This is a genomic window from Buchnera aphidicola (Cinara kochiana kochiana), from assembly GCF_900698905.1.
Lineage (GTDB): Bacteria > Pseudomonadota > Gammaproteobacteria > Enterobacterales > Enterobacteriaceae > Buchnera_F > Buchnera_F aphidicola_W.
The window spans coordinates 264,806-289,788 of the sequence record NZ_LR217707.1 but is presented as its reverse complement, the minus strand read 5'-3'; the positions used below and the strand labels follow the sequence as shown (position 1 = coordinate 289,788).

The 24,983-nt window shown below is 23.3% G+C and carries 19 protein-coding genes and 1 tRNA gene; 15 read left to right on the top strand and 5 right to left on the bottom strand.

Annotated features, from left to right (window positions below; all coding sequences use genetic code 11):
- Nucleotides 1-10: 10 nt before the first annotated feature.
- Both rplU and BUCIKOCA2762_RS01230 read right to left on the bottom strand, forming a co-directional pair.
- A complete protein-coding gene (gene rplU, locus BUCIKOCA2762_RS01235) occupies nt 11-322 on the bottom strand; it encodes a 50S ribosomal protein L21 (RefSeq protein ID WP_154028654.1) in 312 nt (103 codons plus the stop codon).
- A gap of 363 nt (nt 323-685) precedes the next feature.
- Nucleotides 686-934 (bottom strand): BolA/IbaG family iron-sulfur metabolism protein, encoded by a 249-nt coding sequence (locus tag BUCIKOCA2762_RS01230; RefSeq protein WP_154028652.1) that lies wholly within the window; start codon nt 932-934, stop codon nt 686-688.
- Nucleotides 935-1,285: 351 nt separating this feature from the next.
- Between BUCIKOCA2762_RS01230 and greA the strand changes: the two genes are divergently transcribed.
- From greA to BUCIKOCA2762_RS01170, 12 genes are all read left to right on the top strand, one after another.
- The gene (gene greA, locus BUCIKOCA2762_RS01225) at nt 1,286-1,765 is read left to right on the top strand and encodes a transcription elongation factor GreA (protein WP_172598355.1); all 480 of its coding nucleotides are present in this window, start codon (nt 1,286-1,288) and stop codon (nt 1,763-1,765) included.
- A gap of 263 nt (nt 1,766-2,028) precedes the next feature.
- On the top strand, nt 2,029-2,658 hold the full coding sequence (locus BUCIKOCA2762_RS01220; protein WP_154028650.1) for an RlmE family RNA methyltransferase: 630 nt from the start codon (nt 2,029-2,031) through the stop codon (nt 2,656-2,658).
- A gap of 50 nt (nt 2,659-2,708) precedes the next feature.
- Nucleotides 2,709-4,538 (top strand): ATP-dependent zinc metalloprotease FtsH, encoded by a 1,830-nt coding sequence (gene ftsH, locus BUCIKOCA2762_RS01215; RefSeq protein ID WP_154028648.1) that lies wholly within the window; start codon nt 2,709-2,711, stop codon nt 4,536-4,538.
- Nucleotides 4,539-5,423: 885 nt separating this feature from the next.
- Nucleotides 5,424-5,672: a preprotein translocase subunit SecG gene (secG, locus tag BUCIKOCA2762_RS01210; protein ID WP_154028646.1), complete on the top strand. Its 249-nt coding sequence runs from the start codon at nt 5,424-5,426 to the stop codon at nt 5,670-5,672.
- A 148-nt stretch (nt 5,673-5,820) separates the two neighbouring features.
- Nucleotides 5,821-5,909 (top strand) — tRNA-Leu (locus BUCIKOCA2762_RS01205).
- A 286-nt stretch (nt 5,910-6,195) separates the two neighbouring features.
- Nucleotides 6,196-7,683 (top strand): transcription termination factor NusA, encoded by a 1,488-nt coding sequence (gene nusA / locus BUCIKOCA2762_RS01200; protein WP_154028644.1) that lies wholly within the window; start codon nt 6,196-6,198, stop codon nt 7,681-7,683.
- A gap of 334 nt (nt 7,684-8,017) precedes the next feature.
- On the top strand, nt 8,018-10,177 hold the full coding sequence (gene infB / locus BUCIKOCA2762_RS01195) for a translation initiation factor IF-2 (RefSeq protein ID WP_420022477.1): 2,160 nt from the start codon (nt 8,018-8,020) through the stop codon (nt 10,175-10,177).
- Nucleotides 10,178-10,254: 77 nt separating this feature from the next.
- Nucleotides 10,255-10,614, top strand: a complete 360-nt coding sequence (rbfA, locus tag BUCIKOCA2762_RS01190) for a 30S ribosome-binding factor RbfA (protein ID WP_154028640.1) — start codon at nt 10,255-10,257, stop codon at nt 10,612-10,614.
- A gap of 43 nt (nt 10,615-10,657) precedes the next feature.
- On the top strand, nt 10,658-11,593 hold the full coding sequence (gene truB, locus BUCIKOCA2762_RS01185) for a tRNA pseudouridine(55) synthase TruB (RefSeq protein ID WP_154028638.1): 936 nt from the start codon (nt 10,658-10,660) through the stop codon (nt 11,591-11,593).
- A gap of 65 nt (nt 11,594-11,658) precedes the next feature.
- Nucleotides 11,659-11,928: a 30S ribosomal protein S15 gene (gene rpsO / locus BUCIKOCA2762_RS01180; protein ID WP_154028636.1), complete on the top strand. Its 270-nt coding sequence runs from the start codon at nt 11,659-11,661 to the stop codon at nt 11,926-11,928.
- Nucleotides 11,929-12,137: 209 nt separating this feature from the next.
- Nucleotides 12,138-14,237 (top strand): polyribonucleotide nucleotidyltransferase, encoded by a 2,100-nt coding sequence (gene pnp / locus BUCIKOCA2762_RS01175; RefSeq protein WP_154028634.1) that lies wholly within the window; start codon nt 12,138-12,140, stop codon nt 14,235-14,237.
- Nucleotides 14,238-14,494: 257 nt separating this feature from the next.
- Nucleotides 14,495-16,240, top strand: a complete 1,746-nt coding sequence (locus BUCIKOCA2762_RS01170) for a DEAD/DEAH box helicase (protein ID WP_154028632.1) — start codon at nt 14,495-14,497, stop codon at nt 16,238-16,240.
- 86 nt (nt 16,241-16,326) lie between these two features.
- On the opposite strand, the gene BUCIKOCA2762_RS01165 is transcribed toward BUCIKOCA2762_RS01170, so the two are convergent.
- A complete protein-coding gene (locus tag BUCIKOCA2762_RS01165) occupies nt 16,327-16,704 on the bottom strand; it encodes a Rid family detoxifying hydrolase (protein ID WP_154028630.1) in 378 nt (125 codons plus the stop codon).
- 91 nt (nt 16,705-16,795) lie between these two features.
- Nucleotides 16,796-17,809: an ornithine carbamoyltransferase gene (gene argF / locus BUCIKOCA2762_RS01160; RefSeq protein ID WP_154028628.1), complete on the bottom strand. Its 1,014-nt coding sequence runs from the start codon at nt 17,807-17,809 to the stop codon at nt 16,796-16,798.
- Between the two features lie 837 nt (nt 17,810-18,646).
- On the opposite strand from argF, the gene BUCIKOCA2762_RS01155 reads away from it, so the two are divergent.
- The 3 genes from BUCIKOCA2762_RS01155 (at nt 18,647) to asnS (ending at nt 24,145) form a co-directional block, all read left to right on the top strand.
- Nucleotides 18,647-21,514: a valine--tRNA ligase gene (locus BUCIKOCA2762_RS01155; protein ID WP_154028626.1), complete on the top strand. Its 2,868-nt coding sequence runs from the start codon at nt 18,647-18,649 to the stop codon at nt 21,512-21,514.
- A 115-nt stretch (nt 21,515-21,629) separates the two neighbouring features.
- The gene (locus BUCIKOCA2762_RS01150) at nt 21,630-22,577 is read left to right on the top strand and encodes a rhodanese-related sulfurtransferase (RefSeq protein ID WP_154028624.1); all 948 of its coding nucleotides are present in this window, start codon (nt 21,630-21,632) and stop codon (nt 22,575-22,577) included.
- A gap of 167 nt (nt 22,578-22,744) precedes the next feature.
- A complete protein-coding gene (asnS, locus tag BUCIKOCA2762_RS01145; protein ID WP_154028622.1) occupies nt 22,745-24,145 on the top strand; it encodes an asparagine--tRNA ligase in 1,401 nt (466 codons plus the stop codon).
- Nucleotides 24,146-24,168: 23 nt separating this feature from the next.
- On the opposite strand, the gene BUCIKOCA2762_RS01140 is transcribed toward asnS, so the two are convergent.
- The gene (locus BUCIKOCA2762_RS01140; RefSeq protein WP_154028620.1) at nt 24,169-24,978 is read right to left on the bottom strand and encodes a TatD family hydrolase; all 810 of its coding nucleotides are present in this window, start codon (nt 24,976-24,978) and stop codon (nt 24,169-24,171) included.
- Nucleotides 24,979-24,983 lie beyond the last annotated feature (5 nt).

Here is a 24,983-nt window from a genome sequence, read left to right as displayed (position 1 = left end):
AGTTATATTTTTAATATTTTATATTTTTAATTTTAATTTCTGTATAGTATTGTCTATGTCCTTGACTTTTTTTGTAATGTTTACGACGATTAAATTTTATAATTTTTATTTTTTTATATCTACCGTGATTACATACTAATCCTTCTACAGAAATATTTTGTAGTATTGGTTGTCCAATAGATATTTTTTGATTACTGGATAACAGTATTATTTTTTTAAAAATGATAATTTCTCCAATCTTTATATTTATTTTCTCTAGTCTAATAATTTCGCCAAATTTTACTTTATATTGTTTATTACGATCTAAAAATATAGCATACATAATTTTTTCTCTGTGCGCTTTTAAATTGAAAAAATATTTTTATTATAATATATTTTTTAAAAAATATGTCTTGAATAAATGAATATTTATAAAATATTTAAAAATAAAAATATATTTTTGTATAAATAAAATATATACTTTATATATAAATATGTTTATTTAATTTAGTTAATATTTTATATTAATTTATAAAGATTATATTAATAATTATTAAAATATTTAAAAAATTATCGTATTTTTTAATAAAATATTTTATTTTTAATATAAATATATCATATAGTAGATCACATGTAATAATTATATATGTTTTTTAAGTATTAGCTAATAATAATTAATGTTATCTATTTATAATAGATAATATTTTTATTCCTTAATGTGAGTTTTTTTCCATTCAGATATCGTATATGTATTGATTGTAATAGCATGAATTTTTTTTTTGATAAAATATGGCATTAATATTGTGTATATATGTTTTTGTTTCTCTAAAGAATTCATTCCTATGAAAAAATCTCCTATTGCAGTAATAGAGATATTATTATTATATTTTGATATAAATATTTTTTTTAATTTTAATTTTTTTTTAATTATAGTGCAGATTTTATCTGAATCCATAGTTTTAACTCAATAGTGAAATATTAATTTAATTTATTAATAATTAGTAACTATCTATGATTACTGATTTATAGGTATAATATATATTAACATGAATATATCTTTATATATGTGAATATTTTTAAAATTTAAATAATCATAACATACATTAAATAGATCGATAATAATTTAATTTATTAGATAACAAAATATATATATTACTATATATTATATATAATATATAGTATCTAAATATTCAATAATAATCTATATTGTTGATAATATTATTTATTATAATAATTTTTTTATTATATATATGTATAGATAATTTATATTTAATCATGATATGTTGATATAAAAGGGGGAATAAGATTGTTAAATAAAGTTCCAATGACATTACGGGGTTATAATATATTAAAATCTGAATTAAAAAAACTAAAGTATGTTACAAGACCATCTATTGTAGAGGCAATTTCTAATGCTCGACAATTAGGTGATTTAAAAGAAAATGCAGAATATCATGCTGCACGTGAAGAACAGAGTTTTTGTGAAAATAAAATTTGCGAAATTGAAAATAAATTATTATGCGCGGAAATTATTGATGTTACTAAAATACCTTTTAAAGGGATTGTTATCTTTGGATCTACTGTAGTAGTATCGCAAATACGTACTAATAAAATTTTTATATATACTATTGTTGGTGACGATGAAGCAAACTGTAAAGAATGTTCTATTTCTATTTATTCGCCTATGTCACGAGCATTAATTGGAAAAAAAGAAAAAGATATTGTAACAGTAAAAACTCCTTCAGGTTCTGTAGAATATTTAATTAAAAAAATTGAGTATATATAAAAAGATATATTTATATTTGATAGAATATTTTTTATTAAAGTATTGATTTGCTTGAATCAGTAAATTTTTAAGTAAATTAAAGATAGATTTTTTTTATATCAGATAATTTTATTTAATTTATAAATATATATAAAGATATATTTTACATATTTTTAATAATTAAATAATTATTTAATATTTATATAAATTAATGATTTTATTTGTATTTTTTAAATTTTTTTATTTAATTTTATATTTTATTATTTTTTGTATAAAACGAGATTATGATTTCAATAAAAAGATCAAATAAATCCAAAAATTGGTTGAAACGTCATTTTTCTGATCCTTATGTCAAAGAAAGAAATAGAAAAAAATTAAGATCTAGAGCATGGTTTAAATTAAAAGAAATTAATGAATCAGAAAAAATTTTTCATACTGGAATGAAAATTATAGATTTAGGATCTAATCCGGGTGGTTGGTCAGAGTATGCTCTTGAAAAAATTGGAAAATCGGGAATGATTTTTGCGTATGATATTTTACCGATGCGTCCATTAAAAAATGTAACCTTTTTTCATGTAGATATCGCTAATATATTGGTTCAACGAAAAATTTTTATTAGTTTAAAAAAATATTCTTGGAATGTTATTATGTCTGATATATCGCCGAATATTAGCGGTTGTTCTATTGTAGATAATGTTAATATGTTTAAATTAAGCAATATTGTATTAAAAATTTCTACATCTGTATTATCAATGCATGGATGTTTAGTAATGAAATTATTTCAAGGTTATGGTTTTAATGAACACGTACAGAAAATTTTTAATATGTTTAAAATAGTAAAAATTTATAAGCCACGCTCTTCGCGTGTTAACTCTCGAGAAGTATTCATTATAGCTCGTAGAATTAAAATATAATTTTTTTTGATTTTAATATTAGTGTAAAGTGAGGTTATCGTTTAATTAATATGGTTAAAAATTTAATTTGTTGTTTTTTTGTTTCAATTATATCAATATTATTGTTTCATCATTTAAATATATATTCTATAAATAATTCTCGTGTTAATTATTCTACATTTTTATCAGACGTTAATAATGATAATATTATTAAAATTCAAATTAATGATAAAAAAGTAGAAGTTACTAAAAAAGATATGACGAAGTATATTACGTATATTCCTTTTCATGATCCCCAATTACTGCACTCATTATTAGAAAAAAACGTTATTATTGCTGGACCTGTTCCGCAAGCATCTAATTTTTTAATATCTACGTTGTCATCTATTTTTCCTGGTTTTTTATCAACAATAATGTGGTTCTTTTTAACAAAAATAATATCTAATAGTAATGGACAAGGAGCATTATTTTTTGGTAAAAGTAAAGCTAAAATGTTATCTAATAGTAAGATTAATATTACTTTTTCAGATATTGCTGGATGTAAAGAAGCAAAAGAAGATGTGTCTGAAATAGTTGAATATTTAAAGGAGCCGGGAAGATTTCAAAAATTAGGAGGAAAAATACCTAAAGGCATATTGATGGTTGGTCCTCCGGGTACCGGAAAAACTTTATTAGCTAAAGCAATTGCAGGTGAAGCTAATGTTCCCTTTTTTACAATTTCAGGATCTGATTTTGTAGAAATGTTTGTAGGAGTCGGAGCTTCTCGAGTACGTGATATGTTTGAAAATGCAAGAAGATATGCTCCTTGTATAATTTTTATTGATGAAATTGATGCTGTTGGTAAACAGAGAGGTACAAGTGTAGGAAACAATCATGATGAACGTGAACAAACTTTAAATCAAATATTAGTTGAAATGGATGGATTTAAAGTTAATACAGGAATTATTTTAATTGCAGCAACAAATCGACCGGATGTACTAGATCCAGCTTTATTAAGGCCTGGTAGATTTGATCGTCAAGTAGTAGTATCATTGCCAGATCTGCTTGGCCGAGAAGAAATTTTAAAAATTCATATGCGTAAAGTTTCTGTTGCCAATGATGTAATACCGATAGTAATTGCTAGAAGTACTCCTGGATTTTCTGGAGCTGATTTAGCTAATTTAGTAAATGAATCAGCTTTATTAGCAGCTCGCTGTCATAAAATAGCAATTACTATGTTAGAATTTGAAATATCGAAAGATAAGATAATCATGGGATCTGAAAGACGATCTATTGTTATGACTGAACATCAAAAAGAATCTACCGCTTATCATGAATCTGGGCACGCAATTGTTGGAAGACTAGTTCCCAGTCATGATCCGTTACATAAAGTTACAATTATTCCTCGAGGACAAGCTTTAGGTATTACGTTATTTTTGCCAACAAATGATATTGATGTATTAGTTACACATCGTCAGAAGTTAGAAGGCCAGATTGCTACATTATATGGAGGACGTTTAGCAGAAGAAATTATTTATGGATCAGATAAAGTATCAACTGGTGCGTCTAACGATATTAGAATAGCTACTGATTTAGCTAGAAAAATGGTAACTCAGTGGGGTTTTTCGGATAAATTAGGTCCGATATTATATATGAATGAAGATAAAGAATTTTTTTTAGAAAAATCTGGATCTCAATTAAAACGCTTTTCTGATAAAACTATTCAGATTATTGATGAAGAAGTAAAATCAATAATTGAAATAAATTGTCAACGTGCAAAAAAAATTTTAAATGAAAATATTGATATTTTACATGCAATGAAGGATGCTTTAATAAAATATGAAACTATTAATTTATTACAAATTGATGATTTAATGTCTAGAAAAACAGTTCGTGAACCGGAAGGATGGAATTTACGATAAAAATAATTTTTATTATGTACAAAAATTTAAATTATTAATTTTTATATTTTATATGTGATTTATATAAATTATTTTATTGCAATAGCTAGTATTTTATTTTTTAAGTGGTTATTAAAAAAATATTTTTTTACATTTATTTGTATATTATTAATATGTTGTAATATAATGGTATCTATTTAAAACGATAGATATCATTAGTGTATTTAAAATAGTACGTGATTGTATTTTAAATATTTAATATGTAATATATTTAAATATATTAATTTGTATATGTAATTTAAGCCCCATATATAAATATAATTTATATAATATTTGATATTTATATATTTTATTTGTAATTATAATACTTATTATTGTTTTATATATTTTAACATCATTTAAATTAGATATATTAATATATGTACATGAATTTATGTTTTTAAAATTAACTAAAAATAAAAATTATTAACTATAATATTATGAATAATATATGAATTGATGATTATTATATTAATATAAATTGTAAATAGTCAATAAAGATAAATTTTTAATTTATCTGTGTATATATCTTTTTAGGTATTACTATAAATAATAGATATATATAAATGATATAATATTTTCATATATATTTAATTAAAATATTGGCAATATAATTAAATTTATATAATATTTTTTAAATTTTTTATAGACAAAATAATTACTTCTGATATATATATAAGTAATTATTTTTACATATAGTTATTTAAATATAAAAATCTTTATATATAGTATTTTATTTTAGTATATTATTGTACAATATATGTAATAATAAATAATATGATTATTGAGTGATTAGATATATAAATAAATATTTATATTTATTAATTATAATATCATCAATATTATAATAATATATACGGTGTTGTTATGCATTTTTTTTTATTAATTATGTTTATTGTTATTTCTTTTTTATTAATTACTACTATTATATTTCAATATAGTTCAGGTAATAATTTATCTGCTAATACTAATGATTATTCATCTCAATTGTTTACTGAACATTCAAAAAGTCATGCAATTATATACATAATATTAGTATTAATAGTCCTATTTTTTATAGTGAGTGTACTACTATGTAGGTTTAGTATATGGGCAAATAGTAGTTTACATATATGATTATTGATAAATAATTTTTATTACATATTATCAATTTAAGTAATACAAATATTTTATATAGTAATAACAGATAATAATAATATTTTTATTTTTAATTATTTTATTTATTTAGTATAAATTTATAAATTATACTAGTATAAAAACTTTAGCCGAAGTGGTGAAATAGGTATACACGCTATCTTGAGGGGGTAGTACTTAATTAAAATAAGTATACGGGTTCAAGTCCCGTCTTCGGCATAAATTATGTTTCTTTTTTCTTTCTTTTTTAATTTTTAAATTGCATTTATTTGTATTACAGTAGATATTTAATATTTTAACCCCGAACAGCTCGGGGTTTTTTGTTATAAATGTTTTATATATACCGTTTTTGATTAGTAATATTTACTACAAAAATTATTAAATATGATTAAAATTAATTTTATACATAAAATATTATTATTTATTTGGATTAATAAAAATTTATTTTTCTTTTGAATTGTTTATTTGGTTGAATATATCCATTTTTAATTTAAGGATAACTGATATGAACAAAGAAATATTATCTGTAGTAGATGCTGTTTCACACGAAAAATCTATTCCAAGAGAAAAAATTTTTGAAGCGTTAGAAAGCGCTTTAGCTATTGCTACTAAAAAAAAATATGATCAAGATATTAATATTAGAGTATGTATAAATCGAAAAAACGGTAGTTTTAATACATATCGAAGATGGTTAGTAGTAAATATTGTATCTAATCCAACTAAAGAAATTACATTAGAAGCGGCTCGTTTTGAAGATAATACTATACAATTAGATGATTATATGGAAGACTGTATTAATTCAGTAACTTTTGATCGTATTGCTACTCAAATAGCGAAGCAAGTTATTATACAAAAAGTAAGAGAAGCTGAACGAGAAATTAGTATTAATCAATTTTATAAAAAAAAAGGTCATATTATTGTAGGAACGGTGAAAAAAATTAGCAGAGATTACATCATCTTAGATGTTGGTAATAGTGTTGAAGGCATAATTACGCGAGAAGACATGCTCCCCAGAGAAAATTTTAGAATTAATGATAGAGTGCGAGGTTTATTGTATAATATTTCTAATGAAACACATGGTGCTCGATTATTGATGAGTCGATCTAGATCTGATATGTTAATTGAATTATTTCGTATTGAAGTTCCTGAAATTGGAGAAAAATTAATAGAAATCAAAGCTATTGCACGTGATCCTGGATCGCGATCTAAAATAGCTGTTACAACATATGACGGTAGAATTGATCCTGTAGGAGCATGTGTAGGTATGAGAGGAGCTCGAGTACAAGCAGTTTCTAGTGAATTATGCGGCGAAAGAATTGATGTAATTTTATGGGATAATAATCCAGAAAAATTTGTAATTAATTCTATGTCTCCTGCTGATGTATCATCAATTATTTTAGATAATAATACTCATACTATCAATATATCTGTTAAATCTTGTAATTTAGCTCAAGCAATTGGGAGGAATGGACAAAATGTTCGTTTAGCATCACAATTGACAGGATGGGAACTCAATATTATGACTTCAAATGATTTGAAAAAAACTAATAAATTAGAAAAAAATGAATTTTTTCAGATTTTTAAAAACGAATTGAAACTTACTGATAATGATATTTCAATATTAATTAGTGCAGGATTTTCTTCAATACAAGCTATTGCTAATGCATCAATACATACTTTATTATCTATTACGGGTATTAAAAATGATGTAATATTAAATGTACAAAGAAAAGCTATGTTTATCTTGAAAAGTGATCCAGTAAAATTAGTTAAACATTTTAACAAAAATTATATTGATTCAGAATTATTGCATTTAAAGTATATTAATAAAATTGTTGTTCAAAAGTTAATAGAAAAAAAAATATATACGGTAGAGCATCTTGCCGAACAAAGTATTGATGATTTAAATGATATTGCGGCGTTAACATCTACACAAGCCGGTAAATTAATCATGGAAGCTAGAAATATTTGTTGGTTTCATGAAAATAAATAATATGGAGTATAAAATATGAAATCTATTATAAACATAATTATAAATCTTTTAAAAAATATTAAATCATTTTTTAAGAAATTTATATAATATTTATTAACTTAAAATATTACATATATTATTATTAATATTCTAATTATTATTTATTAATAATATTATATATGTACTATATATAGTATATATATTAATAATAATATAAACAATTGTTTAAAATAATATTACTTTAAACATTTAAGAATAATATACATAATATATGTTTATATCTTTGATAAAATAAATTTTATAATATTAATTTTTAATTGAATGTACCTTTAAAATAAAAGAGATAATTTTACCAGTGAAATTTAAAAAAATAAGAGATAAACATGATAATAAATTATTAATTAAAGATCATAAAAAAACATTGATAAATACAAATAATGTATTTAAAAAATTTGTATCTAAAAAAAATATAATTTGTAATCAGACAAACAAAAATCATGCATTAATGATTAAACAAAATAATTCTAATTCTACGATACCTTTGAATGATAAAAAAACAAATAATACAAAAGATTTGAATAGTGTAACGAGTAATTATATTGATAATAAAAAATCTATTAGATTTGTTAAAAATAAAATTATTAAAAAAAAAAATAATATATTTTCTGTAAAAGGGTCTGAAAAAAGATTTTCGAATTATAAACAACAAAATAAAGCATATTTAATAAAAAATTCTATTTTACATCAAAAATTTAACAAACCTACTAAAATTTTAAATAAAACAATTAGTATAGGTAGCACTATATCAGTATTAGAATTGTCTAAAAAAATGGCAGTTAAACATTCTATAATTATTAAGATGTTACTTAATTTAGGTATTTCGGCAACTTTTACTCAAATTTTAGACCAAGATACCGCTCAATTAATAATAGAAGAAATGGGTCATAAAGCGTATATACAACCAGATAATATGTTAGAAATTTCTTTAATGCAAGATCGTGATTTTGGTGATGGTATACAAAAAACTAGGTCGCCTATTGTTACTTTGGTAGGGCATGTAGATCATGGCAAAACATCATTATTAGATTATATTCGATCTACTAAAGTAGTGTCTAAAGAAGCAGGAGGTATTACGCAATATATTGGTGCGTATCACGTTAAAACACCTCAGGGTATTATTACATTTCTTGATACTCCGGGTCATGCTGCTTTTACTGCTATGCGAGCAAGAGGAACTAAAATTACTGATATAGTAGTTTTAGTAGTAGCAGCAGATGATGGGGTTATGCCTCAAACTATAGAAGCTATTCAGCATGCTAAAAATGCAAATGTACCAATTATAGTAGCTATTAATAAAATTGATAAAACAAAATCTAATATAATTAAAATAAAAAAAGAATTGATGAAGTATTCTGTTATTTCTGAAGAATTTGGCGGAGAAAATATATTTGTATTAGTATCAGCTAAAACAGGTTTTGGTATTAATAATTTATTATCTGCGATTTTATTACAAGCTGAAATACTAGAATTAAGAGCAGTACACACAGGAATGGCTACAGGTATAGTAATTGAATCTTTTTTAGATACTCAACGAGGACCGGTAGCTACAGTTTTAATAAATGAAGGAACTTTACATATACACGATGTAGTTATTTGTGGAATAGAATACGGTAAAATTAAATCACTTAGAAATGAATTTCATCAAAATATTTCTTTAGCTGGACCATCAATTCCAATAGAAGTTTTTGGTTTATCTGGTGTACCTAAAACAGGCGATACATTAGTTGTAGTTCGTAATGAAAAAAAAGCTAGAGAATTATCGTTATATCGAAAAATAAAATATCGAGATATTAAATTATTAAACAAAAAAAAATTTGATATGAATAATTTATTTGATCAAATTAGTTCAAAAAAGATATCTGATTTAAATATTATTTTAAAAACAGATACGCAGGGTTCTTTAGAAGTAATATTAGATTCATTACATTTAATATCTGATAAAATTATTAAAATTAATATTATCATGTCAGGTGTAGGATCAATTACAGAAACAGATGCTCATTTAAGTATCACCACTACATCCACTTTAATAGGATTTAATGTTCGTGCAGATATTTCTGCAAGAAAAATTATAGAATCAGAGAATTTAAATATTCGATATTATTCAATAATATATAATTTAATTAATGATATTAAAGTTGTTATGTCCGGTTTATTGGTACCGATTAATAAACAAAAAATAATTGGATTAGCAGAAGTTAGAAGTATATTTAAAACTCCTAAATTCGGTTTAGTAGCAGGATGTATGGTAAAAGAAGGAGTTATTAAAAAAGATAATCCGATAAGAGTGTTGCGTAATAATATTGTAATTTATGAGGGAGAACTAGAGTCACTACGTCGCTTTAAAGAAGATGTTATAGAAGTTCGTAGCGGTATTGAATGTGGTATTGGGGTTAAAAATTATAATGATGTCCGTATAGGAGATATGATTGAAGTATTTCAGTTTTTAAAATAAATAATCTTTTATATTGAAATTAAATGATAAGTATTCTCTGATATATATATTGATATTTATTATTATCGGAAAATAATATGTTAAAGAATTTTAGTCGATTAATACGGTTAGAGCGTATTCTACATAAAGAAATTGCTATAATTGTTCAAAGATATTTACGAGATCCAAGATTAAATTTTTTGATTACAATATTAGAAGTAAAATTATCTTCAGATTTAAGTTATGCTAAAATATTTTTTACATGTTTAAATTGTCAAGATAATCATCGCATTAAATTAGTATTAAAGATTTTACAGAAATCAGAAGGATTTATTCGTTCGCTTATTAATAAAAATGTTCTGATTCGTGTTATTCCTAAACTGAATTTTATTTATGATACGTCTTATACTACAGGAATGTTTGTTTCTAATTTAATTAAAAATATTAAATTTAAATAAGTGACCAAATATATTATAAAATCTTATATATTTAGGTTTTACAATGGCCTATCAAAATATTAAAAATAATTCCGGAATATTATTACTAGATAAACCAAAAGATATTTCATCTAATGGTGTATTACAGCATGTTAGAAAAATTTTTTATGGACATAAAGCCGGATATACTGGTTCATTAGATCCTATAGCTACTGGTGTTTTACCTATTTTGTTTAATAATGCAACAAAATTTTCAAAATATTTAACAAATTCAATAAAAAAATATCATGTAATTGCAAAATTAGGTGTAGTTACAGATACTGGAGATTTATCAGGTGAAGTATTATATACTCGTTCAGTATATGTTAGCACAAACAATATTATTAATATTTTAAATAAATTTATCGGTGCAGTAAAACAAATTCCACCTATGTTTTCAGCTATTAAATATCATGGAACTCCATTATATAAATATGCTCGATTAGGAATCGTTATATCTCGGTATCCACGAACAGTTATTATTTATCAATTAAATTTTATTAAGAGAATTGACAAATTTTTAGAATTTACAGTATTGTGTTCAAAAGGAACATATATTCGTAGTTTAGTATATGATATTGGTAATATTTTAAAATGTGGCGCACATGTTGTTTTTTTACGTCGCTTACAAATTGGACCATATTATTCATCACAGCTAGTGAATTTGTCGAATTTATATTTTGTTGAAAATAAATACACGAAACAAACATATCGTTTTTATAAAAAAAATATGTTAAAAACATTTTTATTACCTGTAAGTTCTATGTTTTTACAATATCCTCAGATAAAATTATTTAATAAAGATATAGAAAATTTTAAAAAAAAAATATGTATATCTGTGTTTTTATTTTCTAAAATTGGCTTGGTACGAGTTGTAGCGGGTATAAATAATATGTTTTTAGGAATTGGAAAAATAAATAAATTAGGATTATTGGTTCCGAAATGTATTTTACAAAGTTAGTTGTAATGAATTAAAAATAACATATTTGATTTTTATTTTTGGTAAATTTATATATAGGAGTTTTTATGTTAAAAAATACATCAGCAACACAAGATTTGATTTTAAAATATGGAAATTCGAATAGTAATACTGGCAATTCGTCAGTACAAATTGCATTATTAACATGGAAAATAAATTATTTACAAAAACATTTTATTTTGCATCGTAATGATCATTGTGGTCGCAAGGGTTTATTAAAACTAGTTTCTCGACGTAGAAAATTATTGGATTATATTAAGTTTCATCAACATCAACACTATCTTTCTTTAATTAAAGAGCTCAGCTTACGCTATTAAGTTGTCGTAAAATAGTTATTTTATAGCATTAAAATTTATTAAAAATAGAGTATAATTTATTTACAGGAAAGGGCTATTATAGCTCTTTTCTATGTATTTATATATTTATTACTAATATAATTTTAATTTTTAAAAAAATATTTTATATTATACTGTTTTTATTAATATATAAATATTTTTTAAATTATTTTTATTTAAGGATATTAATTTTGTTAAAACCAATTATACATAAATTTAAATATGGTCAGCATTCTATTGTTTTAGAAACAGGGGTAATTGCTCGACAAGCTACTGCTTCAGTTTTAGCTAGTATGGACGATACTACTGTACTGGTAACTATAGTTAGCGGCGCTCCCGTGTTGTCTGGACAAAAATTTTTTCCTTTAGTTGTTAATTATCAAGAACGTACTTATGCTGCAGGTAGAATTCCTGGTGGGTTTTTTCGTAGAGAAGGACGTCCTAGTGAGAATGAAATTTTAATTTCTAGATTAATTGATAGACCAATACGTCCATTGTTTCCTAAAGATTTTTTGAATGAAGTTCAAATTATTGCAACAGTTATTTCAGTAAATCCTCAAATTAATCCTGATATAATTTCTATTATTGGAGTATCGGCTGCATTATGTTTATCCGGATTACCTTTTTCAGGTCCTGTAGGAGCTGCTCGAGTAGGATTATTAAATAATCAGTATATTTTAAATCCATCAATAGAAAAAATTAAAAAAAGTTGTTTAGATTTAGTAGTATCAGGAACTAAAGATACTATTTTAATGGTTGAGGCTGAAGCACATATTTTATCTGAAGAAGATATTTTAAACGCTATTTTGTTTGGACATGAAAATCAAAAATCATTGATTGATAATATTTGTTTTTTTTCTGAAAAAGCAAATAAAACTCCTAATGTTAGTTATGATTTATATACTGCTGATAATATTTTATATAACTTAGTCTCTAAAAGAGCTAAAAAAGATATTAAATATGCATATCATATTTTTACAAAAAAAGAGAGATTAAATAAATTAAACGAAATTAAACAAAAATTAATTATAGATTTATTAGATCACGATAGTTTATTAACTAGTTCTAAAATTGAAGAAGCAGTTTACTTATTAGAACGTAATATTGTTCGCAAACGTATTTTAAAAGGTAAGCTAAGAATTGATGGACGTACGAATAATGAGATTAGACCAATTGATGTAAGAACAGGAATTCTTCCTCGTGTTCATGGATCTGCTTTATTTACCCGGGGAGAAACGCAAGCATTAGTGTCAGCTACCCTAGGAACATCTAGGGATGCACAAAATTTAGATGATTTGCTAGGAGACAGAACTGATAATTTTTTATTTCATTATAATTTTCCTCCATATTCTGTTGGTGAGATCGGAGTAGTAGGATCACCAAAACGAAGAGAGATTGGTCATGGTAAACTTGCTAAACGTAGTTTTTTGGCTGTTATGCCGAATATTGAGGAATTTCCATATACTATTCGTTTAGTTTCTGAAATTACTGAGTCTAATGGTTCGTCTTCTATGGCTTCTGTTTGTGGTGCTTCTTTAGCTTTAATGGATGCCGGAGTTCCTATTAAGTCAGCTGTTGCTGGAATTGCTATGGGTTTAATAAAAGAACAAGATTCTTATATAATTTTATCAGATATTTTAGGAGATGAAGATTATTTAGGAGATATGGATTTTAAAGTAGCTGGTAGCAGGATAGGTATTACTGCTTTACAAATGGATATAAAAATTTCCGATATTACTAGTGATATTATTAAAGCAGCATTATATCACGCAAAATCTGCAAGATTAAAGATTTTAGATATTATGGAAACTACGTTACATATTCCTAGAAGTGATATTTCTAAATTTGCTCCCAGAATATATACTATGAAAATTAATCCAGAAAAAATAAAAGATGTAATTGGTAAAGGCGGCTCTATTATCAGAATGTTAACTGAAGAAACGGGTACAGTTATTGAAATTAAAGATGATGGAATAGTTAAAATTTCAGCTACGGCAGGAGACAAAGCGAAGCATGCTATTCGTAGAATTAAAGAAATTACTGAAGATATTATAATTGGAAAGATTTATTCCGGTAAAGTAACACGTATTTTAGATTTTGGAGCTTTTGTTTCTATTGGTTTTGGGCGAGAAGGATTAATACATATTTCACAAATTTCACATAAAAGAGTAGATAAAGTTATTGATTATTTAAAAATTGATCAAGTCATTTTTGTGAAAGTATTAGAAGTAGATCGACAAGGTCGTATTCGTTTAAGCATGAAAGATACCAATTTATTAGATAAATTATAAAAATTCTATTTATTTTTATAATTTATATTGACTATCTTATTTTTAACATTTATTGTATAATGAATTTTTATTATTTTATTTATAAAAATAAAATATTTTTAATATTTATATTTTTTATTGAAAACTCTGCTATTTTTAAAAAATTATATACATGCAATTTAGCCTGTTCATACTCTTTCGTAAAAATATAAAAAATTTTCATTACGAGTTATGTAGTAGACTGGCATGGTTGTAACATAAAGAGGCTTATACTCTGCATGACTCAAATTCATCATTCTTTTTCTATTTTTGGACTTAATCCTGTTTTATTGAAATCTCTAAAAAAACTAGGATATATAAAGCCTTCACCAATTCAATCTATTTGTATCCCTTATTTATTATCCGGAAAAGACGTATTAGGTATGGCTCAAACGGGTAGCGGTAAAACAGCTGCATTTGCATTGCCGTTGTTACATAATATTGATATTTCTTTAAAATCTCCCCAAATTTTAGTTTTAGTACCAACTCGAGAATTAGCTATACAAGTAGCAAAAGCATTTTTTGATTTTTCTCAGTATCTTATGGGAACGCAAGTATTAGCATTATATGGCGGTCAAAGATATGAAATTCAATTACAAACACTAAGAAAAGGTCCTCAAATTATTGTAGGAACTCCTGGTCGATTATTAGATCATTTAAAAAGAGGTACTTTAAATTTAATACATTTACACAGTTTGGTTTTAGATGAAGCAGATGAAATGTTGCGTATGGGATTTATAGAAGATGTAGAAAATATTATGTCAAAAATTCCCAAAAAACATCAGACTGCATTATTTTCGGCTACAATGCCTAATATGATTCGTAGGATATCTCAACGCTTTATGAATTTTCCTAAAGAAGTTAAGATACAATCTACCGGAGTGACACGTCCTGATATACAACAAAGTTATTGGATAGTACGTGGCAAAAAAACTGATGCTTTAATTCGATTTTTAGAAGTTGAAGATTTTTCGGCAACTATTATTTTTGTACGTACTAAAAGTGCTACTTTGGAAGTATCTGAAACATTAGAAAAGCATGGATATAATAGTGCTGCATTAAATGGTGATATGAACCAATTATTAAGAGAGCAAACATTAGAACGATTAAAAACAGGAAAATTAGATATATTAATTGCTACAGATGTTGCTGCTAGAGGATTAGATGTAGATCGAATTAGTTTTGTTATTAACTATGATATTCCAATGGATGCTGAATCATACGTGCATCGTATTGGTCGTACAGGTCGAGCAGGCCGAGCAGGCCGAGCATTGCTGTTTGTAGAGTATCGTGAACGTAGATTATTACGTAATATTGAAAGAATTATAAAGCACTCTATTCAAGAAATAGAATTACCGAAATCTGAACTTGTAGCGCAATGCCGATTAAAAGTTATTTCGGAAAAAATACAAAATCAATTAGATAGTTCTGATTTAGAATCATATAAATTATTATTATATAAATTAAATTTAAAAGATAGTTTGGATTTTGAAAAATTATCGGCAGCATTATTAAGATTAGTACAGGGAGAGCGTCCATTAATTATACCGCCGGATAAAAAATATTCATTTATATCTTTTAAAAATAATTCTTCATTTATTATGGCTAATAGAAAGAAATTTATTGTTAATAAAATATATTCAAACTCTCGTTTTATGTCAGATCGTAAAAAATTAGATAATATGGTATTATGTCGTATTGAAGTAGGTCGTCATGATGGAATAGAAGTTCGTCACATCGTAGGAGCTATTGCAAATGAAGGAGATATTAGTAGTCGATTAATTGGAAATATCCGATTATTTACTAGTTATTCTACAGTTGAATTACCACAGAATCATTCTAATCGATTGCTAATTTGTTTATCACGTACGCGTATTTTAAATAAACCCATTAATATTAAATTAATAACACAAGCTGGATTTCGTGAAAATAAAAAAAAATTTATATCCCGAAATCGTCAAAATTATAAAACAAATAATTTTTAATATTCAGGTGGTGTGATTAATTTGGTTTAATTTTGGTTAAAATATTAATTTTATGCCACGAAGTGGCATATTTTTATTTATGTTTATTATATAGATGCTATTGCTTCAATTTCTATGAATACTTTTTTGGGCAATTCTGATATACCAATACATGATCGTGTTGGATATATTGTAGTATGTTTATCAAAAAATTTTTGATAGAATAAATTGATTTCTTTTAATTTATTTATTTTTGTTGTAAAAATTGTAGTTTTAATAATATTTTTGACACTTAACTGATTTTCTTTTAATAGTGTGTTAATATTATTTAACACTAAAGTTGTTTGTTCAGTTAAATATTTTGGTATAAGTCCTGTATTTTGGTCTACTGGAATTTGCCCGGAAATAAAAAATAAATTATTTATCTTTAGAATAGGTGAATATGGTCCAAACGGTTTTTTGAATGTACATTTTTCTTTTAACATATAGAGCTCAATTTTTTATTTATAAATATTAAAGTTTTTTATAAAAATATAATTAAATATAATTTTTTAAATCATTAATTAAAATTTTTTATTAAAAAATTTTTTCTTCGGACAAACACGATACTAATAAAGATTTAATAGTATGTAATCTATTTTCAGATTGCTGAAAACTAAGATTAATACTAGAATTAAAAATATCATCGGTAATTTCTAATCCATTGTTAATTTTAAATTTATTATGTAATTTTAATCCTATTAAAGATTTTTTATTATGTAATGCAGGTAAACAATGTAATATTTTTACATCAGGATTATTAGTCATATTTAACATTTTTTTGTTTATTTGATATGGATATAATTCTTCTATTCGTGAACCCCACACATCATCACTCTCCCCTAGAGATACCCATACATCTGTATAAATAAAATCAACATTTCTTACACCTTCTTGAATTTTATCAGTATAAAAAATATTTTTTTGGTTGTTATTCAAAGAATAATTTTTAGTTAATAGTTTTTTCTGAGGCCAATATGACTTAGGAGCAACAATGTTTAATTTAAAATTTATGATATTGGCTGCTTCAATTAATGAATTAGCGATATTATTTTGAGCATCTCCTACATATGCGCAGTGAATTTTTTTTAATGATTTTTTAGGAAAAGTTTCTATTATAGTAAATAAATCTGCTAGAATTTGAGTAGGATGAAATTTATCCGTTAAACCGTTCCAAATAGGTATTTTTGAATATTTTTTAAGATCTTTAAGTACTGTATCACTAAATCCTCTATATTGGATACCATCGTACATGGTGCCTAATATTTTAGCAGAATCTTCAATAGATTCTTTATATCCGATATGTGTATCATTAGGTCCTATATATGTAGTATGTGCTCCTTGATCATGCGCAGCAACTTCAAAGGCGCATCTTGTTCTAGTAGATTGTTTTTCAAAAATTAGCGCTATATTTTTTCCCTGTATATATTTTTTTTCTGTTTTATTGTGTTTATGTTTTTTTAAAAATTTCGATAATTGTATTAAATAAAATATTTCTTCGCATGTAAAATTTGATAATTTTAAACAACTTTTTTTATATAATGTTTTCATATAAATTCTCATACATATAAATTGATTTTTACTGATTAAAATTTAATTTTTATATAAATGATACTTTATGTCATTTTTAAATGAATTTTTAGTATATAAAATATATTTAATAAAAAATTAGTATTTAATTATTAATTGTATTAATTGATTCGTTAAAACATTAATTTTTAATTAATTATAAATCAAGATATATTCTATATATAGTTAATTCTAACATACTAAATATATGAATATTTTATATATAAATTTTATTTTTTACTTAAATGTATTTTAATAAATTAATTAATTTTAATATGATTAAATCTACCCAGTTATATTTAAATTTAATTGATAATAATAAAATTATGTTTTACAATGTATATTTAAGTATTATTCAATTATGTTAATGTAACATAATTTTTGTATATTTTAAATTGTTAATTATAATTACTATATTTATATTTTAAATGAATTATTTTTCTTAAAAATATAATTATTATTTTTCAGGAATAATTCTTATTGTTATATTTATGTAATAATTTTATATATATTTTATTTAATAAATTTAACTAAATATATATTTAATATAGCTTATACTAATAAATATTATATAAATTAATGAGTATCACACTTTGTGATAAATATCATATATACCAATATGGTATTAAACAATATTGTTTTTTATAATATTTGAATAAAAATAATTATCTTAACATATATAATATTAATAATTATGTTTATATATTTTGATATATCAATATAATTAAAAATATATTTTTACAATCAGTTTAAAATTTTAAAAATATAATTATATAAACAATATTAAATTAAACAAACCAATATAAATAAATAAAAAAAATGGATAAAAATTATAATTTTTCTATAATAGAAAAAAAAATACAAAAATTCTGTAAAAATAATCAAAATTCTTGTAATCACGATAATAAAAATAAAATTAAAAATAATAATTTTTGTATAATGGTCCCGCCACCTAATATAACTGGATATTTACATATGGGACATGCGTTTCAACAAACCATTATGGACGTTTTGATACGATATTATCGTATGTCTGGTAAAAATACTTTATTACAAATGGGTACTGATCATGCCGGAATTGCAACACAAATGATTGTTGAACGACATTTGTTAAAAAAGGAGGGTAAAAATAAAAATTTATATTCTAGAAAAGAATTTATTGATAAAATTTTTGATTGGAAAAAAAAATCTGAATCTATTATGTTTAATCAAATTAAACGATTAGGTCATTTGATTAATTGGGATAAAGTTCGTTTTACATTAGATTCTGATTTTTCTATTGCAGTTAGAAAAGTTTTTATTATGTTGTATAAAGACGGATTAATTTATAGAAAAAAAAAATTAGTGTATTGGGATCCAAAATTACAGACCGTAGTTTCTGATTTAGAAGTAGAAAATCGTATCGGTAATAATACGATGTGGTATATTGAATATTTGTTAACATACGATTGTAATCGTGTTAAATTTATTAATAAAAAAAAAATAGTAGTCGCTACAACTCGACCTGAAACATTATTAGGAGATACTGCATTAGCTGTCCATCCAGATGATATTAGATATAAAAAATATATCGGTTGCTTTGTTATAGTTCCTATAATAAATCGAATAATTCCTATTATTAGCGATGTGTCTATTGATATATCTAAAGGAACAGGGTGTATGAAAGTAACTCCGGCACATGATTTTAATGATTATGATATTGGTCAACGTAATAAATTACCAATGATTAATATTTTTACAAAAAATGCTAAAATATTAAATAAATTAAATATTTTTGATCATGCTGGTAAAAAAACGAAAATATTTCATTCTTTTGTTCCTGAAGATTTACGGTCTCTTGATCGTTTTGTTGTGCGTAAAAAAATTTTATTAATTTTAAAAACAATAGGATTATTAAAAAAATCTATTGTATGTACGAATAGTGTTCCGTACGGTGACAGAAGTGGTGTGATTTTAGAACCAAAATTAACGAATCAGTGGTATTTGAGTACTAAATCATTATCCAGCGTAGCGATTAATGCAGTAAAAGAAAAAAAAATTGTTTTTGTACCTAAACAATATACAAATATGTTTTTATCATGGATGAATAATATTCAAGATTGGTGTATTTCTCGTCAATTATGGTGGGGACATCAAATTCCAGTATGGTATGATTTACAAGATAATATATATGTAGGAGAAAACGAAAAATCTATTCGACAAGAATATTCTTTAAATAAAGATATTATACTTAATCAAGATCCGGATGTATTAGATACTTGGTTTTCTTCGAGTTTGTGGACATTTGCCGGTTTAGGTTGGCCTATTAATAAAAAAAAAATATCTATGTTTCATCCTACTGATATTTTAGTTTGTGGTTTTGATATTATTTTTTTTTGGATTGCTCGTATGATTATGATTACTATGCATATAATAAAAGATAAACATGGAAATTCTCAAATTCCTTTTAAAACAGTATATGTAACAGGATTAATACGAGATGAAGATGGTTTAAAAATGTCAAAATCTCACGGAAATGTTTTAGATCCTTTAGATATGATTGATGGAATTAGTTTAATAGAATTAATTAAAAAAAGAACGAAAAATTTAATTAATAATAAAACATCTAAAATAGTCAAAATTAACACTATAAAAAATTTTCCAAATGGTATTAGTACTCATAGTGTTGATGCAGTAAGATATACTTTTATATCTTTAGCTACTATGAGTAGAAATATTAACTGGAATATGAATCGTTTAAAAGGATATCAAAATTTTTGTAATAAAATTTGGCATGCTAGTCGTTTTGTAATTAAAAATGTAAAAAATAATATATATCGAAAAAAAAATATCCCTACTCTTTTATTAGATCAATGGATTTATATTAAATTTAACAATGTTATTAAGAAATATCATAATTTTATAAAATTATTCCGGTTTGATCTTTTATCGGTACTATTGTATAAATTTATCTGGAATACATTTTGTGATCAATATTTAGAAATGATAAAACCAATTTTACAATTTGGTTTGGATTATGAAAAAAAAGAAATTAAAAATACTTTATTAAATATATTAGGTTCATTATTATTAATAATACATCCAATTATGCCGTTTATTACGACATACATTTGGAATATTTTATGTAAATTAAATGCAGAGTTTAATTCTAATATTTTTTTAAATTCATTTCCACAATATAATATTGCATTTTGCAATAGATATATTATTGAATTTATGTCGTGGTTTAAAAAAATTATTTCTATTTTGCGTTGTATTCGAGTAGATACTAGAGTTAGACATACAAAACTATTGACAGTATATTTGAAAAATATTTCTTTTACTCAAAGAATTTTTTTACATGAAAATAATTTTTTATTAAAAAAAATTGCTTATTTAAATGGTTTAATAGAAATTGCAGATTTAGATAATCGTTCTTCATATATTATGCGAGTTATTGATAATGTCGAAATATTTATTTTAATTGATTCACAGTTTAATATTAATATAGAATTGAATCGTATTAATAGAAAAATTATATCAATTAACAAAAAAATTCAAGAAATCAGGTTTTTATTATTAAATAAAAATTTCTTAAATAAAGCACCATCATGTTTTATATCAGAAAAAAAATTGTTATTAATTAATCTCAAAAATTCTTTAAAAAAGATTATTAGTCAGAAAAAAGATTATTTAAAATATTATTAATATAAAAATTATAAATTTTTTATTTTAAATAAATTTATTATATGAATTTTATTTATTTTTATCTATAATTTTTGTATTAATTAATATTTTATTACAATAAAATTGGTTATAAATTATGTATCAGATAATAAAAAAAAATTCACAAACTAATTTAAAAAAAATTTATTTACATTCTATTAGTCGTAAACATATGATTTTATCTTTTTATAAATATTTTTTTGTTAATGATCCTAAAAAATTATTAAATTTAATTAAAATAAAATTAGAAAAAAAAAATATTTTAGGTCGAATTTATATTTCAGAAGAAGGAATTAATGCATTAATTAGTATTCCTATTATACAGTATAAGTATATTAAACATTTTTTTAAAAATATTAATAAAAACACTAAACGAATGTATATGAATTACACTATTGAAGATAAAAAAATAGCTTTTTGGGATTTAAAAATAATATTTAAAAAACAAATTGTATCCAATAAAATTAAAAATTTTTCTTTTTATGGGCGTAATCAAGGCATTTATTTAAACGCGTGGTTAGTAAATAAATATTTTTTTGATCCAAATTGTATATTTTTAGATATGCGTAATAGTTATGAATATGAAATTGGGCATTTCAGTAACGCTATGACTTTACCTGCTCAAACATTTCGCGAACAATTAGAAAAATTACCAAAATATTTAGATTTACATAAAAATAAAAAAATTATTATGTATTGCACAGGTGGTATTCGTTGTGAAAAATCTACTGCGTTATTAAAATATTATGGATTTCCTCATGTTTATCATATATATGGTGGAATTTTAAGTTATATTAAACAAGTTAAAAAGTATAATTTACCTAATTATTTTAAAGGAAAAATTTTTGTTTTTGATGCTCGTTTATCGGAAAAAATTACAGATGATATTTTATCTAAGTGTATGAACTGTCAAAAATATACGGATCGTGTACACATAAATTGTTTTAATGATTTTTGTCATCGTTTATTTATTCAGTGTCGAACATGTTCAATTAAATTAAATTCATGTTGTTGTTTGACATGTAAAAATACTTTATATAAATAAGTATTTAATATAGTAATATTATTTTTAAATTATACAGACATAAATATAAATTAAAATTTTTTTATTATTTTAATAATTTTATTTAATTTTACTATAAATTAATTAGATATAAAAAAATATTTTTAATAATAAAAATATATATTTTATATATTAAATAGGACATAATTGTGAAAAAAACATCTATATCTGATATTTATACTAAAAATAATTATATAAATAAATTTATTACTATTCATGGTTGGGTACGTAATAATAGAATATCTAAAATAGGAATATCTTTTTTAACAGTATATGATGGTTCATCTATACATACTGTACAAATTATTGCATCAAAATTTTTATCTAATTATTATACTGAAATTATAAAATTAACCATCGGTTGTTCTGTTGTGATTTCAGGTATTTTGATTTTATCTAAAGGTTGTTTACAAATATACGAAATTAAAGCAAAACATATTTCTGTTCTTGGATGGATCGATCATCCTAATTTATATCCTATTTCTGCTAAAAAACATACCATCGAACATATTAGAAATTTTTGTCATTTACGACCACGTACCAATTTAATAAGAGCTATTTCTAGAATTAGAAATGTCGTTTTTCACTCATTGCACCAATTTCTTGATAAATATGGATACTTATGGGTATCAACTCCCATTATTACGAGTATTAATGCAGAAGGAGCAGGATCTATGTTTAAAGTATCTATGTTAGATATTGATAATCATAGAGAAATTAAAAATAACGATAGTAATAAAAAAACAGATTTTTTTAAAAAACAGGTATTTTTAACCGTTTCTGGTCAATTAACATTAGAAGCATATGCTTGTGCTTTATCAAAAGTTTATTCTTTGGGTCCTACTTTTAGAGCTGAAAATTCTAATACAAAAAAACATTTAACAGAATTTTGGATGTTAGAAGTAGAAAAATCTTTTTCAAATATTAACGATATATATATTTTTGCAGAAAAATTATTAAAAAATTCTGTTTTGTGTGTATTAAATAATTGTATTTCAGAATTACTATTTTTACAAAAAACAATTGATAAAAATATTGTTAATCGTCTTAATAGTTTTATAAATACTGATTTTATAGTTATAGAATATACTGAAATTATTAATATTTTATTGAACAATAAAGATGTTATTGATGATGAAATTGTATGGGGAAAAGATTTATCTTCTAATCAGGAAAAATATTTAGTAAATATTTATTTTAAAGCGCCTATTATAGTTATAAACTATCCAAAAATATTAAAAGCATTTTACATGAAAGTAAATAGCGATAATAAAACAGTTGCTGCTTTTGATATACTTATTCCGGAGGTTGGTGAAATTATCGGTGGATCTGAACGAGAAGATAGAATTAAATATTTAGATTCTAGAATAGATCAAACGGGATTAAATAAAAAAGATTATGAATGGTATCAAGATTTAAGAAGGTATGGAACAGTTCCTCATGCTGGTTTTGGTTTAGGGTTAGAACGATTAATTGTGTTTATTACAGGTATTAAAAATATTAGAGAAGCCATTCCATTTCCACGAACAGTAGGACATGCAGATTTTTAAATGATTATTTAATTAGTAAAAAATTAATAATCATTAAAATTTATTATATTATATATATTTTTATTAATTTTAAAAAGTGTAAAAAAATTTTTATTTAATATATGAGTAAATTTTAAAAAATCTATTTTGAGACATTTTTGGATATTTTTAGCGATATAATATAATAAATACGGTTGATTTGGTATTCCGCGATATGGTTCAGGAGATAAATATGGAGAGTCCGTTTCTATACATAATCTATTTAATGGTATAAATTTTAATATTGATCTTAAATTATTTGATTTTTTAAAAGTAATAATTCCAGAAAATGATATATAAAATCCCATATTTAGTAATTTTCTTGCTAAATCTATATTACCTGTAAAAGAATGTATTATTCCGGAACATAATTTATTTTTATTAGTATTAAGTATGCTCAATATTTCATTATCAGCTTGTCTATTATGAATAATAATAGGTTTTTTTATTTTATTAGATATGTATATGTGGTATTCAAATAATTTTATTTGTTCTTTTTTTTTTTGTTTATTTTTATAAAAATCTAATCCTGTTTCTCCTACAGCAATAACTTTATCGTTTTTTACTAATGATTTCATAATTTTTAAATCATTATCAGTATGTTTATAATTAGGATGTAATCCGCATGATAATAATATATTTTTATATGAATATGTATGTTTATATAAATGATAAAAATCTTGTATAGAGGTAGAAATAGATAAAAACAGTTTTATATTTTTTTTGTAAGCTTTTTTTAATATAGAATTTAATTTTAGTGATTGATTATTATAATTTAAGCAATTAATATGGCAATGAGTGTCAATTAAGAACATTTGAT